General features: G+C 56.0%; 13 protein-coding genes. 6 read left to right on the top strand and 7 right to left on the bottom strand.

Annotated elements, in window-relative coordinates; translation table 11 throughout:
• Positions 1–3 precede the first annotated feature (3 nt).
• The 5 genes from rsmE to metK all read right to left on the bottom strand — a co-directional run bounded on the left by rsmE (position 4) and on the right by metK (position 5,155).
• A complete protein-coding gene (gene rsmE, locus ACEPLT_RS18735; protein ID WP_021242075.1) occupies positions 4–735 on the bottom strand; it encodes a 16S rRNA (uracil(1498)-N(3))-methyltransferase in 732 nt (243 codons plus the stop codon).
• 52 nt (positions 736–787) lie between these two features.
• Positions 788–1,495, bottom strand: coding sequence for a deoxyribonuclease I (endA, locus tag ACEPLT_RS18730; protein WP_021242074.1), 708 nt, complete (start codon positions 1,493–1,495; stop codon positions 788–790).
• 94 nt (positions 1,496–1,589) lie between these two features.
• Positions 1,590–2,087: a SprT family zinc-dependent metalloprotease gene (locus ACEPLT_RS18725; protein ID WP_021242073.1), complete on the bottom strand. Its 498-nt coding sequence runs from the start codon at positions 2,085–2,087 to the stop codon at positions 1,590–1,592.
• A gap of 74 nt (positions 2,088–2,161) precedes the next feature.
• On the bottom strand, positions 2,162–3,559 hold the full coding sequence (gene galP, locus ACEPLT_RS18720; protein WP_232927427.1) for a galactose/proton symporter: 1,398 nt from the start codon (positions 3,557–3,559) through the stop codon (positions 2,162–2,164).
• 441 nt (positions 3,560–4,000) lie between these two features.
• The gene (metK, locus tag ACEPLT_RS18715; RefSeq protein ID WP_008499745.1) at positions 4,001–5,155 is read right to left on the bottom strand and encodes a methionine adenosyltransferase; all 1,155 of its coding nucleotides are present in this window, start codon (positions 5,153–5,155) and stop codon (positions 4,001–4,003) included.
• Between the two features lie 138 nt (positions 5,156–5,293).
• Here metK and ACEPLT_RS18710 point away from each other — a divergent pair, with 138 nt between their 5' ends.
• From ACEPLT_RS18710 to speB, 5 genes are all read left to right on the top strand, one after another.
• Complete coding sequence (locus ACEPLT_RS18710; RefSeq protein WP_045335271.1) at positions 5,294–5,464, top strand: hypothetical protein; 171 nt, start codon at positions 5,294–5,296, stop codon at positions 5,462–5,464.
• Between the two features lie 116 nt (positions 5,465–5,580).
• A complete protein-coding gene (locus ACEPLT_RS18705) occupies positions 5,581–5,724 on the top strand; it encodes a hypothetical protein (RefSeq protein ID WP_418250466.1) in 144 nt (47 codons plus the stop codon).
• Between the two features lie 94 nt (positions 5,725–5,818).
• The gene (gene yqgB / locus ACEPLT_RS18700) at positions 5,819–5,950 is read left to right on the top strand and encodes an acid stress response protein YqgB (RefSeq protein ID WP_127312443.1); all 132 of its coding nucleotides are present in this window, start codon (positions 5,819–5,821) and stop codon (positions 5,948–5,950) included.
• Between the two features lie 8 nt (positions 5,951–5,958).
• Complete coding sequence (gene speA, locus ACEPLT_RS18695; protein WP_008499744.1) at positions 5,959–7,935, top strand: biosynthetic arginine decarboxylase; 1,977 nt, start codon at positions 5,959–5,961, stop codon at positions 7,933–7,935.
• Between the two features lie 229 nt (positions 7,936–8,164).
• Positions 8,165–9,085, top strand: coding sequence for an agmatinase (gene speB / locus ACEPLT_RS18690; protein WP_008499737.1), 921 nt, complete (start codon positions 8,165–8,167; stop codon positions 9,083–9,085).
• 51 nt (positions 9,086–9,136) lie between these two features.
• Here the strand turns inward: speB and ACEPLT_RS18685 are convergent, their stop codons facing one another.
• Both ACEPLT_RS18685 and loiP read right to left on the bottom strand, forming a co-directional pair.
• Positions 9,137–10,405 carry an OprD family outer membrane porin gene (locus tag ACEPLT_RS18685; RefSeq protein WP_008499736.1) on the bottom strand — a complete coding sequence of 423 codons (1,269 nt, stop codon included), beginning with the start codon at positions 10,403–10,405 and terminating at the stop codon, positions 9,137–9,139.
• 209 nt (positions 10,406–10,614) lie between these two features.
• Positions 10,615–11,373: a metalloprotease LoiP gene (loiP, locus tag ACEPLT_RS18680; protein WP_021242066.1), complete on the bottom strand. Its 759-nt coding sequence runs from the start codon at positions 11,371–11,373 to the stop codon at positions 10,615–10,617.
• A 272-nt stretch (positions 11,374–11,645) separates the two neighbouring features.
• On the opposite strand from loiP, the gene tkt reads away from it, so the two are divergent.
• Positions 11,646–13,637 (top strand): transketolase, encoded by a 1,992-nt coding sequence (tkt, locus tag ACEPLT_RS18675; protein ID WP_021242065.1) that lies wholly within the window; start codon positions 11,646–11,648, stop codon positions 13,635–13,637.
• Positions 13,638–13,682 lie beyond the last annotated feature (45 nt).

The raw sequence follows: 13,682 nt of genomic DNA, 5'->3' as shown, positions 1-13,682 counted from the left end.
GCGTCAACCCAGATCGCCAAACCGTACCTGTAGCGCGGTAATGGCCGTGAGTGCCGTTGTCTCAGTGCGCAGAACGCGTGGTCCCAACAGAATATCAGTAAACTGGTAACGTGCCGTCATCGCAATTTCGTCCGCCGACAGGCCGCCTTCGGGGCCAATCAGCAAGCGAACGCGCTCAACGGGCAGCGGCAGCGTATTGATGCTGGCGCTGGCGCGCGGATGAAGATTGAGCTTCAGCCCACTGTCCTCTTCAGCACACCACTCTTCCAGGTCCATCGCCGGGCGGATCTCCGGAATCCGGTTGCGGCCACTCTGTTCGCAAGCCGCGATGGCAATTTTCTGCCACTGCTGGATCTTTTTGTTCAGACGTTCCGCATCCAGTTTAACGCCACAGCGCTCAGAAAAAAGTGGCGTAATGAGGCTTACACCCAGTTCAATGGATTTCTGGATCGTGAACTCCATTTTCTCGCCGCGCGACATCACCTGGCCCAGATGGATGTGCAGCGGTGATTCCCGGTCATCCACTTCACCGCGCAGGACGTTCACGTGTACGCTTTTTTTATCTGCCCGCGTAATTTCGGCGTCGAAAACCTGGTTCGAGCCGTCGAACAGCTGTATTGCCTGACCGGCGCCCATGCGCAGCACGCGGCCAACGTGGTTGGCGGCGTCATCAGACAGGGCGATTTCGCGGCCTGCGGTAATCAGTTCAGGATGGTAAATGCGGGGAATGCGCATAGTCAGAAATTCCGTGTCTCATACGATGTAAGCGAATTGCCGCTAGTGTAGGTTAGCTCTTTTGCGCCTGGCAAGCCCGCTGGACATAAGGGTTGTGATTCCCCTGGACTCTGGCGATACGTTCGTCGCGCTGGCATTCCCACTCCGTCACCGGGTACTGCTTGTCCCAGGCGTTGAACAGCTGCGTCTGCTGGCGGGAAAGGTTGAGATCGTAACGGTCACGCATATAGAAATAGGTGCGGGCAATGCTGCCGCGCGCGCGGGCAGGGGGCTCGGCGACTTTCTCTTTAAAATCAATCTTCATACCGCACTGGCCATACTGGCCTTCGCCACCGTTCCACTGGCTGTACATGAAGTTACCCCGGTCGCCGTTCACTTCGCCCACCGCAGGCTGCAGGTTATGCATATCGCTTTCCATCTGGCGGTAAACCGGGTCTTTGGCACAGTTTTTACGTCCGCCATCCTGCCAGCACTGGCGCTGGTGGCCAAACTGCCATGCCGGAACGACATGTTCCCATTCAATACGGCTGGCGCGGTTTTCGTTTTTACGCACCTTGTAGCCGCAGGACTCAAGGTCAACGACCCCTTTTTTACCCTGCCAGTTAATTTTACAGCCGCAGTAGAAATCGCCCGGCACGTCGGCGTTGACCTTAACACCGGCCGCTTTGGCCTGAGAGAAACTGTTGATACCGTCGGCCAGGGCGTGGCCTGAGAGCGCTGTCGTCAAAAAGGCGACCGCAAGAGAAAAATTACGGGACATCTTACACTCCGTGTCAAAACGAGCCCGCAACGTAACGAATGTTGTTCCTGTATGCAATCAGTCAGATCAGGAAAGTTCCTGAAAGTTCAGATAATTATTCCGCCACCAGCGGCTCGCCGCATTTGACGCAGCGGTAGGTCGCCTCGCCGCGCACCACGCGATTATGGCGACGTACGGTAAGCTGGTGCTGCTGGCACTGACAGCGGTAGGGGAAGGTATTGCGGCGTACCGATTCCAGCTCGAACTGATGCGTGCGGCGGGCCGGAACGCCGAGCACCGCCTCCATCATCCACTTCCACTCTTTTCCATGCGGCGCGACGCGGCCAAAGTGTTTCCACACCAGCAGGTGCGCCAGCTCGTGCGGTACCACCTCATCAATAAACGCCTGCTGGTTTTCCATCATCAGCACCGGGTTCAGGCGGATCTCATAGGATTCCAGCCAGGCGGTACCGGCCGAGGTGCCACGCTGCTGGTAGACGAGTTTGGGTTCAGGGTAATTGCGACCAAGCTTCAGGTTCGCCTGGGCGAGTTTTTCCCGCAGGCTGCGCATAACGGCTTGCTGAATGGCGATGGGGAGACGGGGAGCTTTCATAGGGGCAGAGCATAAAGCGGGAAGCGGGGAGGCGCAAGAGGCGCCTCCCGCAAGAGGCGCCTCCCGCAAGAGGATCAGTCGTGAGCGCCAATTTCGCGCAGAGGACGACCTTTCATCAGGTTACGTTCAATATGTTCCAGCGAAACGTGTTTGGTTTCCGGAACCAGCCAGATAGTCAGCACAATGAAGAAGATGTTCAGACCGGCGTAGACCCAGAAGGTATTGGCATTACCCAGAGTGTTGAGCATGGTCAGGAACGTTGCGCCGACGATCATGTTGGCAATCCAGTTCGTTGCGGTAGAGCAGGTGATACCAAAATCACGCCCCTTCAGCGGCTGGATCTCAGAGCACAGCACCCAGATCAGCGGACCGGCGCTCATCGCAAACCCGACGATAAACATCAGCAGCATGCCTACCGCAAAGTACTGGGCGGTTGGGGAGTGAATGCCCACATGCATCATGGTACCGAGGACGCCCATACCGGCCGCCATCACCAGGAAGCCCAGCGTCAGGGTTGGCTTACGTCCCCAGCGGTCCACCAGACCGATGGCGATAAAGGTCGCCAGCACGTTGGTCAGACCCACGATGACGGTCCCCCACATCTGCTCGGTGGTGTTGGTAAAACCCGCCAGTTCAAAGATTTTTGGCGCGTAGTACATGATGACGTTCATCCCGGTGAACTGCTGCATCACCTGGAGCAGCACGCCGAGGAAAACGGCGCGACGGAAGTTGCTGTTCTCTTTAAACAGCGCCCAGCCGGACTGTTTGACCTTCAGGCTTTCGCGGATCTCTTCCAGCTCGTTTTTCGCTTCCGCGCTGGTATCGCGCAGGCGCATCAGCACGCGTTCGGCATCGTGGAAGCGACGTTTTGCGGCAAACCAGCGCGGGCTGTCCGGCAGGAAGAAGACGCCAATCAGCAGCAGAACCGCAGGGATGATGATCACGCCGAGCATCCAGCGCCATGCGCCGCTGTAGCTAAACGCGGTATCGGAAAGATATGCACCGAGAATACCGATGGTGATCATGAGCTGGTACATCGAAATCATACTGCCGCGGATTTTCTCCGGGGCGATTTCAGACAGGTAGAGTGGGGCGGTATAGGACGCCACGCCCACGGCCAGACCGAGCAGCACGCGGGAAACCAGCAGAACCTCAACGTTAGGCGCTGCGGCAGAGAAGAGTGAGCCGGCCACGAACAGGATCGCGCCAATCATCAGGCTCTTTTTACGTCCGAGCTTGAAGGAGAGCCAGCCGCTGCCGACGGCCCCAACGGCCGCACCGAACATCATGGAGCTGACCACCCATTCCTGGGTGTGAGCGCTAATCTGGAACTCGTCAGTGATGAAAGGTAATGCACCGGCAATCACGCCGATATCCAGGCCAAAAAGTAATCCTGCCAGGGCGGCGAGGAAACAGACGAAGAATGTCATCGCCTTGTTGGACGTACGCCCCTGTTTTTTATTGTCAGGCATTATGCCCTCCAGTTGGGTTATCAGTTTTATTGATGGTAAGGGTAGGTGAGCGACCCGTAAAAATATGTGAGATTAATCACATAGGTGTAATCGGTTACACTCGTGTGCAACCGTAAATAAAATTAAAGCCTTGAAAATATAGAGGTAAATGAAGTGAGGTGCATCGCGAAAGGAGATATTTCAGACTTAACTGAAAGGGGATGTAACAGCAGAAGAATGGCGATCATGCAAAGAGAATATTCTGAAAGCGGAGGGGCGCCGGTGCGGTGTAATCGGTTCCAAAGAGTACACCTTTCTGCCGGGTGGCGGCTGCGCCTTACCCGGCCTACAAATGCCCAAAACTCGTAGGCCCGTGCAAGCGAAGCGCCGCCGGGCAAGGATGATCGCACAAATGCAAAAGGCCAGCCCGAAGGCTGGCCTTTTAAAAGCGATGACAGTCGATTACTTCAGACCGGCAGCTTCACGCAGCAGGGCGGCTTTGTCGGTTTTTTCCCATGGGAAATGTTCACGACCAAAGTGACCGTATGCAGCGGTTTCTTTGTAGATTGGGTGCAGCAGATCCAGCATCTGAATCAGGCCGTATGGGCGCAGGTCGAAGAACTCGCGCACCAGCAGGGTCAGCTGTTCTGAAGGCACTTTCTCGGTACCAAAGGTTTCCACCATGATGGAGGTGGGTTCAGCCACGCCGATAGCGTAGGAAACCTGAATTTCACAGCGGTCAGCCAGGCCGGCAGCAACGATGTTTTTCGCCACATAACGTGCCGCGTACGCTGCAGAACGGTCCACTTTTGATGGATCTTTACCGGAGAAGGCACCGCCACCGTGACGCGCCATGCCGCCGTAGGTATCAACGATGATTTTACGACCGGTCAGGCCGCAGTCACCCATTGGCCCGCCGATAACAAAGCGTCCGGTCGGGTTGATGAAGAATTTGGTGGCGCTGCTCAGCCATTCGGTTGGCAGAACCGGCTTGATGATCTCTTCCATCACCGCTTCCTGCAGGGATTTCTGATCGATATCTTCGGCATGCTGGGTAGACAGAACCACCGCGTCAATACCGACAATTTTACCGTCGTCGTACTGGAAGGTGACCTGGCTCTTCGCATCCGGGCGCAGCCACGGCAGGGTGCCGTTTTTACGCACTTCAGCCTGACGCTGCACCAGACGGTGTGCGTAGGTGACCGGCGCTGGCATCAGCACGTCGGTTTCGTTGGTTGCATAGCCGAACATCAGGCCCTGGTCGCCCGCGCCCTGTTCCAGCGGATCGGCACGGTCAACGCCCTGGTTGATGTCCGGAGACTGTTTGCCAATCGCGCTCAGTACCGCGCAGGAGTTGGCATCAAAGCCCATATCAGAATGCACATAACCGATCTCACGCACCGTGTTACGGGTGATCTCTTCGATATCAACCCATGCGCTGGTGGTGATCTCACCGCCAACCAGAACCATGCCGGTTTTGACATAGGTTTCACACGCGACGCGTGCTTTTGGATCCTGCGCGAGGATCGCATCCAGCACCGCATCGGAGATTTGGTCAGCAATTTTATCAGGATGTCCTTCTGATACGGACTCGGACGTAAACAGGTGTTTTGCCATGTTTTATTTCACCTAAGAGGAATTTGGTTAGCTCAAGCTGCTGTGTGGAATAGCCAAAGGAGATAATTCTACCAAGGCCTGCAGGTTTTTGACACTGGCAGTATGAGTGTTAATCAGTATAGATGGATTAACATCTGGATGGCTATTTTAGGTCACTTCTTCACCCGATTTCCAGTTTTTTTTGACTCATCTCTCACTCAGTTGAAATTGCTGCTGGCAAAAATTCCTGACGGTGCTGGCAACACGCGCATTTTTGTTTTGCTTTTTAGCCCCCTTCTCGGTATAAAACGCGGCGCGCGGCTCATATAAAATAAGCGCTCGATGAACTCATCGTGTCGCCACTTCCAGCCGGGTAAAGCAGTGAACTTTTAGCTTTGGCTTGGGGTCCGTTTCAGCAGAGGCGGCCGTGGAGGTGATACGAGATAATGAACCATCGTTTTCCGCTAATTCAGCGCAGCCGTTCTGGCGCGCATTTGATTCCCGCAACCCGCATTTCTAGTCTGCAAACCTGCCGATGTTATACCCATCTCGGCGCTTCTCAGGATTCCAGGGCCGGTCACGCTTTGTGAAAACTGAACAAGGGCGCTCTTGTTAATACAAGAGTTTTCTCGTGGTTTCGCCGAACCTTGTCATACAGAGTTCGGATACGTGTTTTACAATGATATGAATAAGAAACCGGTCGCACGGTCTGGATTTCAGCATACTCTGCTGGGAAACGGAGCCGTTTATGGGTTGTTATCGCCGTATAACGCTGCGATAGTAGTCAACTGTTTTACACTTAATACAAAGAGTTGAGGTTCGCTATGTCTGACGACATGTCTTCTTTTTCGCCTTCGTCAGCGGGCGAACAGGGTGTACTACGTTCTATGCAGGAGGTTGCGATGAGCTCCGAGGAAGCCAGCAAGATGCTGCGCACTTACAATATTGCCTGGTGGGGCAATAACTACTACGACGTCAACGAACTGGGCCACATCAGCGTCTGCCCGGATCCCGACGTCCCTGAAGCGCGCGTGGATCTCGCCAAACTGGTGAAAGCCCGTGAGGCTCAGGGCCAGCGTTTGCCTGCACTGTTCTGCTTCCCGCAGATCCTGCAACATCGCCTGCGTTCGATTAACGCCGCGTTCAAACGCGCGCGTGAATCCTACGGCTATAAAGGCGACTACTTCCTGGTTTACCCGATCAAGGTAAACCAGCACCGCCGCGTGATTGAATCGCTGATCCACTCCGGCGAGCCGCTGGGGCTGGAGGCGGGTTCCAAAGCCGAACTGATGGCCGTGCTGGCGCATGCGGGGATGACCCGTTCAGTGATCGTCTGTAACGGCTATAAAGACCGTGAATACATTCGTCTGGCGCTGATTGGCGAGAAGATGGGCCACAAGGTCTATCTGGTTATCGAGAAGATGACTGAAATCGCCATCGTGCTGGAAGAAGCCGAGCGTCTGAACGTGGTGCCGCGCCTTGGCGTGCGTGCGCGTCTGGCGTCGCAGGGTTCCGGAAAATGGCAGTCCTCCGGCGGTGAAAAATCCAAGTTCGGCCTGGCGGCCAACCAGGTGCTGCAGCTGGTAGAAATTCTGCGCGAGCGTGGTCGTCTGGACAGCATTCAGCTGCTGCACTTCCACCTCGGCTCGCAGATGGCCAACATTCGTGATATCGCCACCGGCGTGCGAGAGTCGGCGCGTTTCTACGTTGAGCTGCACAAGCTTGGCGTGAATATTCAGTGCTTCGACGTGGGCGGCGGCCTGGGCGTGGACTATGAAGGGACCCGCTCACAATCTGATTGTTCCGTGAACTACGGCCTGAACGAATACGCGAACAACATCATCTGGGCGATCGGCGACGCCTGTGAAGAGAACGGCCTGCCGCACCCGACGGTGATTACCGAATCCGGTCGCGCGGTGACCGCGCACCATACGGTGCTGGTCTCTAACATTATCGGCGTTGAGCGCAGCGAAACCACCGAAGCGACGCCGCCGGCAGACGATGCCCCGCGTTCCCTGCAAAGCATGTGGGAAACCTGGCAGGAGATGCACGAGCCCGGCACGCGTCGTTCCCTGCGCGAATGGCTTCACGACAGCCAGATGGATCTGCACGATATTCACGTCGGCTACTCTTCAGGCACCTTCAGCCTGCAGGAGCGCGCGTGGGCAGAGCAGCTCTATCTGAATATGTGCCATGAAGTGCAGAAGCAGCTCGACCCGAGCAACCGCGCCCACCGTCCGATAATCGACGAGCTGCAGGAGCGTATGGCGGATAAGATTTACGTCAACTTCTCGCTGTTCCAGTCGATGCCGGATGCCTGGGGTATCGATCAGCTGTTCCCGGTTCTGCCGCTGGAAGGATTGAATCACGCCCCGGAACGTCGCGCGGTACTGCTGGACATCACCTGCGACTCTGACGGCGCCATCGACCACTACGTGGACGGCGACGGTATCGCCACGACGATGCCAATGCCGGAATACGACCCGGAGAACCCGCCAATGCTGGGCTTCTTTATGGTCGGCGCGTATCAGGAGATCCTCGGCAACATGCACAACCTGTTCGGCGATACCGAGGCGGTTGACGTGTTTGTCTTCCCTGACGGCAGCGTGGAAGTTGAGCTGTCTGACGAAGGGGATACCGTGGCGGACATGCTGGAATACGTTCAGCTGGATCCGAAAACCCTGCTCACGCAGTTCCGCGACCAGGTGAAAAACACCGGGCTGGACGATGCGCTGCAGCAGCAGTTCCTGGAAGAGTTTGAAGCGGGTCTGTACGGTTATACGTACCTGGAAGACGAATAGTCGCTGATGCCCGGTGGCGCTGCGCTTACCGGGCCTACGAATGTAGGCCGGATAAGGCGAAGCCGCCTTCCGGCATAATGCTATACTCTCTTGAACCCGTGTGCATTACCGGCGATAATTCGCCCCAATTAGCGATTTACGAATCAATCCCTTCCTCGTCGGGTTTAACGACGCGGAGGGGATTTTTTTCATCTGTTTTTAATGTATCGACTTTAAAAGAGGTCAGGACATGAGCACTTTAGGTCATCAGTACGATAACTCTCTGGTATCTAACGCGTTTGGTTTTTTACGCCTTCCGATGAACTTCCAGCCGTACGACAGTGACGCGGACTGGGTGATCACCGGCGTGCCGTTCGACATGGCAACGTCAGGCCGTGCGGGTGGGCGTCATGGCCCGGCGGCGATCCGTCAGGTTTCCACTAACCTGGCCTGGGAGCACAACCGCTTCCCGTGGAACTTCGACATGCGCGAGCGTCTGAACGTGGTGGACTGCGGTGACCTGGTGTACGCCTTTGGCGACGCGCGTGAGATGAGCGAAAAGCTGCAGGCCCACGCCGAGAAGCTGCTGGCTGCCGGTAAGCGCATGCTCTCCTTCGGCGGCGACCACTTCGTGACCCTGCCGCTGCTGCGCGCCCACGCGAAGCACTTTGGTAAAATGGCGCTGGTGCACTTCGATGCCCACACCGACACCTACGCCAACGGCTGTGAGTTTGACCACGGCACCATGTTCTTCACCGCGCCGAACGAAGGTCTGATCGACCCGAACCACTCCGTGCAGATCGGTATTCGCACTGAATTCGACAAAGACAACGGCTTCACCGTGCTGGATGCGGGTCAGGTTAACGATCGCGGTGTTGATGACATCCTCGCGCAGGTGAAGCAGATCGTGGGTGATATGCCTGTGTATCTGACCTTCGACATCGACTGCCTGGATCCGGCATTTGCACCGGGTACCGGTACGCCGGTGATCGGCGGCCTGACCTCAGACCGTGCCATCAAGCTGGTGCGCGGCCTGAAGGATCTCAACATTGTCGGGATGGACGTGGTGGAAGTGGCGCCTGCGTATGACCAGTCCGAGATCACTGCGCTGGCCGCAGCGACCCTGGCACTGGAAATGCTCTACATCCAGGCAGCCAAAAAAGGCGAATAAGCCTCTTCTGGCGTAAAAAAAACCTCTCCCTGGAGAGGTTTTTTATTGCCTTTAAAACACGTTAAACGGGTATTCCACGTAAGCGCGGATCTCGTCCCCGCCCACGTTATAATCGCTGGCGTTGCTGGAGACGCGCAGTACGGAATAGCGCAGTTTCAGTTTCAGATCCTTCGCCGGACCATCCTGCACCTGGTACTGGATCTGATTAAACCACTCGTGCTCTTTGCCGTTGCTGGTTTCTGCGGTTTTGATGTTGTCCCCGCGCACGTAGGCGGTGGTCCAGCTCAGACCCGGCAGGCCAAGGCCACCAAAGTCCAGACCGTAGGATGCCTGCCAGGAACGTTCATCTTCGCCGTTAAAATCAGACCAGTAGGAGTTTGCCAGCCAGATGGTGTTACCGCCATCACCCACGCCGCCCTGGTCGCGGTAGCCGCCGTAGTTGTAGCCGGTGCTGCCGCTGCTCTGCTGGTACGCCACTTTGAACGTGTGAATATCCCAGATGTAGCTCGCCGCCAGGCTCCAGATAGCGTTGCTGCGGCCCGTGTCGAGGCTGTCCGCATAACTCTGGTCCAGACGGGAGTTATAACCGTTGAAGTCGAGCACCAGCTGCTGCCCGGTGCTGAACGGCTGTTTGAAGTTCAGGCCCAGATATTGCTTGTTCATTACCTCTTCATTGTGAGAGGCGTAAAACGCGCCGCTGAACTGGTCGTTGAACTGGTAGCTCGCGCCGCCGAAGGAGAGGCTCTTCAGCCCGCTGTCGTGGCGGTCGTCACTTTTACGCTGCTCGTCCGTGAAATAACCGGCGTTGATTTCCAGACCATCGATCTCTTTTGAGGTCAGCATGGTGCCGGTATAGCTTTCAAACAGCAGGCGGGAGCTGTCGGCATTCACGATAGGCAATTCTGGTCGCTGATTCCCGTAGCTCAGTACGGTATTCGAGATGCGCATTTTGGCGGTTGCGCCAAACTTTGCCAGATCGGATTTTGCCCGGCCGTCGTCTTCCTGCTTAAAGAAGTCGATGCCGCCCGCGCCGCTCTTGCCGCGGCCGCCGTCCAGGCGCACGCCGTATTGAGCAATACCGTCCACACCAAAGCCAACCGGTCCTTCAGTATAGCCGGATGCAAACGTGGCGATGATCCCCTGACCCCATTCGGCTTTGTCCTGCTGGCCCTGATGATAATCACGGCTGATATACGCATTGCGTAAAAACAGGTCCAGATGGCTGTCGTCAATAAAACCCTGGCTGTCGGATTGCTGACTTGCAGCGGCAGGTAATGCGGCAAATAAACTTAAAGCAATTAATGATAATTCTTTTTTCACGGAGGGAACGTCTCTGTCTGGATATATTAATTGAATAACTGCAGGGGGGATAATTACCGGAAAAAGTGACCTTTGCAATAATTATGTGACCAGGTGTTTCGATGTGGCAGGGCAGATTTGGCGGGGCTTTCAGGGGTGTTATCGATACGTGCTGTTAAGTTAACAATTCATGCGAAATAAAAAGGAGGCAAAACTGCCTCCTTCTGAAATTATTTAATTCCGTCTGCGGCCATACGGTCGCGAATATGCTGTGCGCGTTCTTCAGAGGCAGGGTGATCGTCAAACATGGAGCTTTGACGTCCCGCTTCCAGCTTGGCCAGCTTTTCGAAGCTGGTGGCTAAACCGGATGGATTAATTCCGCGTTTGCGCAACAGATCGTAGGAGTAGTCATCCGCTTCGGACTCCTGACGCTGGGAGAACTGAGAGTTCACCAGCTTTTCACCTACGTCGCCCAGCTGTGACTGCGACAGGCTGCCAACGATACCGCCCGCTGAGGCTGCCGCTGCGCGGATGGCATTGGTGCCCAGGGCTACCTGCATCCCTTTCTTCACGTGGCCCAGGGCAACGTGGCCCATTTCATGGCCGATAACCGCTTCCACTTCGTTGTCGGTCATCATGTCCATCAGCCCGCTGTAAACGCGGATACAGCCGTTTGCCATCGCGAAGGCGTTGACGTCTTTCGCCATGTACACCTTGTAGTTCACTGGCTGGCCGTTGATGTTATCGCCCAGCGCGGAAGCAATCTTATTCAGACGCTGCGTGTAGGTACTGTTAGCCGGCGCAAGCGTGGCTTTTCCGTCCATATCTTTACAGGCCTGGTCGCTCAGCGCTTTTACCTGCGCATCGCTCAGGGAATAGGCCTGAAAGGCCTCTGCGCCTGACGTCATCAGACCGTTAGAGTCCATATTCTGACAGCCGCTCAGCAGGAGCGTTGTACCCAGGGCCAGCACTATTGCACGCATTTTCATGAGGTTGCTTCCGTACTCGTTAATCTGAATAAAATCCGAAAAGTGCACCGTCAGCGAAGCCGGTGTTGGGCTAAGTATAAGGAATATCTACAGGGCCGGGCGAGCAGATTGCGCAACATGCGAGCATGATCCAGAGATTTCTTAACAAGCAAAAGAATGCTCCATGTACATGACTTGCGGCTTGGGTTACATTGTTGGCACTTTTTTCCGGCGTAGCCCAAAACGCGCTGTCGTCAAGGGCATGGCCTTTAACAGTCCGATCTGGAGTTAAAATGTCCTCACGTAAAGAGCTTGCTAATGCTATTCGTGCGCTGAGCATGGACGCAGTACAGAAAGCCAAATCCGGCCACCCAGGGGCCCCTATGGGTATGGCTGATATCGCCGAAGTTCTGTGGCGCGATTTCCTGAACCACAACCCGCAGAACCCGTCATGGGCTGACCGCGACCGCTTCGTGCTGTCAAACGGCCACGGCTCTATGCTGATCTATAGCCTGCTGCACCTCACCGGCTACGATCTGCCTATCGAAGAGCTGAAAAACTTCCGTCAGCTGCACTCCAAAACTCCAGGTCACCCGGAAGTGGGCTACACCGCTGGCGTAGAAACCACCACCGGCCCGCTGGGTCAGGGTATTGCAAACGCTGTGGGTATGGCGATTGCTGAGAAGACCCTGGCGGCGCAGTTCAACCGTCCTGGCCACGACATCGTTGACCACTTCACCTACGCGTTCATGGGCGATGGCTGCATGATGGAAGGCATTTCTCACGAAGTGTGCTCCCTGGCAGGTACCCTGAAGCTGGGTAAACTGGTTGCGTTCTATGACGACAACGGTATCTCCATCGACGGTCACGTTGAGGGCTGGTTCACTGACGACACCGCTGCACGTTTCGAAGCCTACGGCTGGCACGTTGTGCGTGGCGTTGATGGCCACGATGCTGACTCGATTAAACGTGCAGTAGAAGAAGCGCGCGCAGTGACGGACAAACCGTCCCTGTTGATGTGCAAAACCATCATCGGCTTCGGTTCTCCGAACAAAGCGGGTACGCACGACTCCCACGGCGCGCCGCTGGGCGATGCGGAAATCGCCCTGACCCGCGAAGCGCTGGGCTGGAAATACCCTGCATTCGAAATCCCATCGGAGATCTATGCTCAGTGGGATGCAAAAGAAGTAGGCCAGGCAAAAGAAGCGGCATGGAACGAGAAGTTCGCTGCTTACGCGAAAGCCTTCCCACAGGAAGCGGCTGAATTCACCCGTCGTATGAAAGGTGACATGCCGTCTGACTTCGACGCGAAAGCGAACGAATTCATCGCTAAGCTGCAGGCGAACCCGTCTAAAATCGCGAGCCGTAAAGCGTCTCAGAATGCCATTGAAGCGTTCGGTCCTCTGCTGCCTGAATTCCTCGGCGGCTCCGCTGACCTGGCACCATCTAACCTGACCCTGTGGTCCGGTTCTAAGCCAATCAACGAAGACACTGCCGGTAACTACATCCATTACGGTGTACGTGAATTCGGTATGACTGCGATTGCCAACGGTATCTCCCTGCACGGTGGTTTCCTGCCGTACACCTCTACCTTCCTGATGTTCGTTGAATATGCGCGTAACGCCGTGCGTATGGCGGCGCTGATGAAACAGCGTCAGGTGATGGTCTATACCCACGACTCCATCGGTCTGGGCGAAGACGGCCCAACTCACCAGCCGGTAGAGCAGGTGGCTTCCCTGCGCGTGACCCCGAACATGAGCACATGGCGTCCGTGTGACCAGGTGGAATCCGCGGTAGCGTGGAAATACGGCGTTGAGCGTCAGGACGGTCCTACCGCGCTGATCCTCTCCCGTCAGAACCTGGCGCAGCAGGAACGTACCCCAGAGCAGCTGGCGAACATCGCGCGCGGCGGTTATGTGCTGAAAGATTGCGCGGGCCAGCCAGAGCTGATCTTCATCGCTACCGGTTCTGAAGTTGAGCTGGCCGTTGCTGCATGGGAAAAACTGACTGCCGAAGGCGTGAAGGCGCGCGTGGTTTCCATGCCGTCTACCGACGCGTTCGACAAGCAGGATGCGGCTTACCGTGAATCCGTACTGCCTAAAGCGGTTTCCGCCCGTGTGGCAGTGGAAGCGGGTATCGCTGACTACTGGTTCAAATATGTGGGCCTGAACGGCGCTATCGTCGGTATGACCACCTTCGGTGAATCTGCTCCGGCAGAACTGCTGTTCGAAGAGTTCGGCTTCACCGTTGAGAACGTTGTCGCGAAGGCGAAAGAACTGCTGTAATCACCATTTTGCCCGGTGGCGCTTATGCTTACCGGGCCTACAAAT

It is taken from the genome of Enterobacter sp. fkY84-1 (assembly GCF_052974705.1).
Note: the sequence above shows the minus strand (reverse complement) of the source record. Positions and strands in the feature narration are given on the sequence as shown.

Excerpts from the sequence above, each read along its gene's own strand:
- rsmE (WP_021242075.1), bottom strand. The coding sequence starts at position 735 with ATGCGCATTCCCCGCATTTACCATCCTGAACTGATTACCGCAGGCCGC.
- endA (WP_021242074.1), bottom strand. The coding sequence starts at position 1,495 with ATGTCCCGTAATTTTTCTCTTGCGGTCGCCTTTTTGACGACAGCGCTC.
- ACEPLT_RS18725 (WP_021242073.1), bottom strand. The coding sequence starts at position 2,087 with ATGAAAGCTCCCCGTCTCCCCATCGCCATTCAGCAAGCCGTTATGCGC.
- galP (WP_232927427.1), bottom strand. The coding sequence starts at position 3,559 with ATGCCTGACAATAAAAAACAGGGGCGTACGTCCAACAAGGCGATGACA.
- metK (WP_008499745.1), bottom strand. The coding sequence starts at position 5,155 with ATGGCAAAACACCTGTTTACGTCCGAGTCCGTATCAGAAGGACATCCT.
- ACEPLT_RS18710 (WP_045335271.1), top strand. The coding sequence starts at position 5,294 with ATGGCTATTTTAGGTCACTTCTTCACCCGATTTCCAGTTTTTTTTGAC.
- ACEPLT_RS18705 (WP_418250466.1), top strand. The coding sequence starts at position 5,581 with ATGAACCATCGTTTTCCGCTAATTCAGCGCAGCCGTTCTGGCGCGCAT.
- yqgB (WP_127312443.1), top strand. The coding sequence starts at position 5,819 with ATGAATAAGAAACCGGTCGCACGGTCTGGATTTCAGCATACTCTGCTG.
- speA (WP_008499744.1), top strand. The coding sequence starts at position 5,959 with ATGTCTGACGACATGTCTTCTTTTTCGCCTTCGTCAGCGGGCGAACAG.
- speB (WP_008499737.1), top strand. The coding sequence starts at position 8,165 with ATGAGCACTTTAGGTCATCAGTACGATAACTCTCTGGTATCTAACGCG.
- loiP (WP_021242066.1), bottom strand. The coding sequence starts at position 11,373 with ATGAAAATGCGTGCAATAGTGCTGGCCCTGGGTACAACGCTCCTGCTG.
- tkt (WP_021242065.1), top strand. The coding sequence starts at position 11,646 with ATGTCCTCACGTAAAGAGCTTGCTAATGCTATTCGTGCGCTGAGCATG.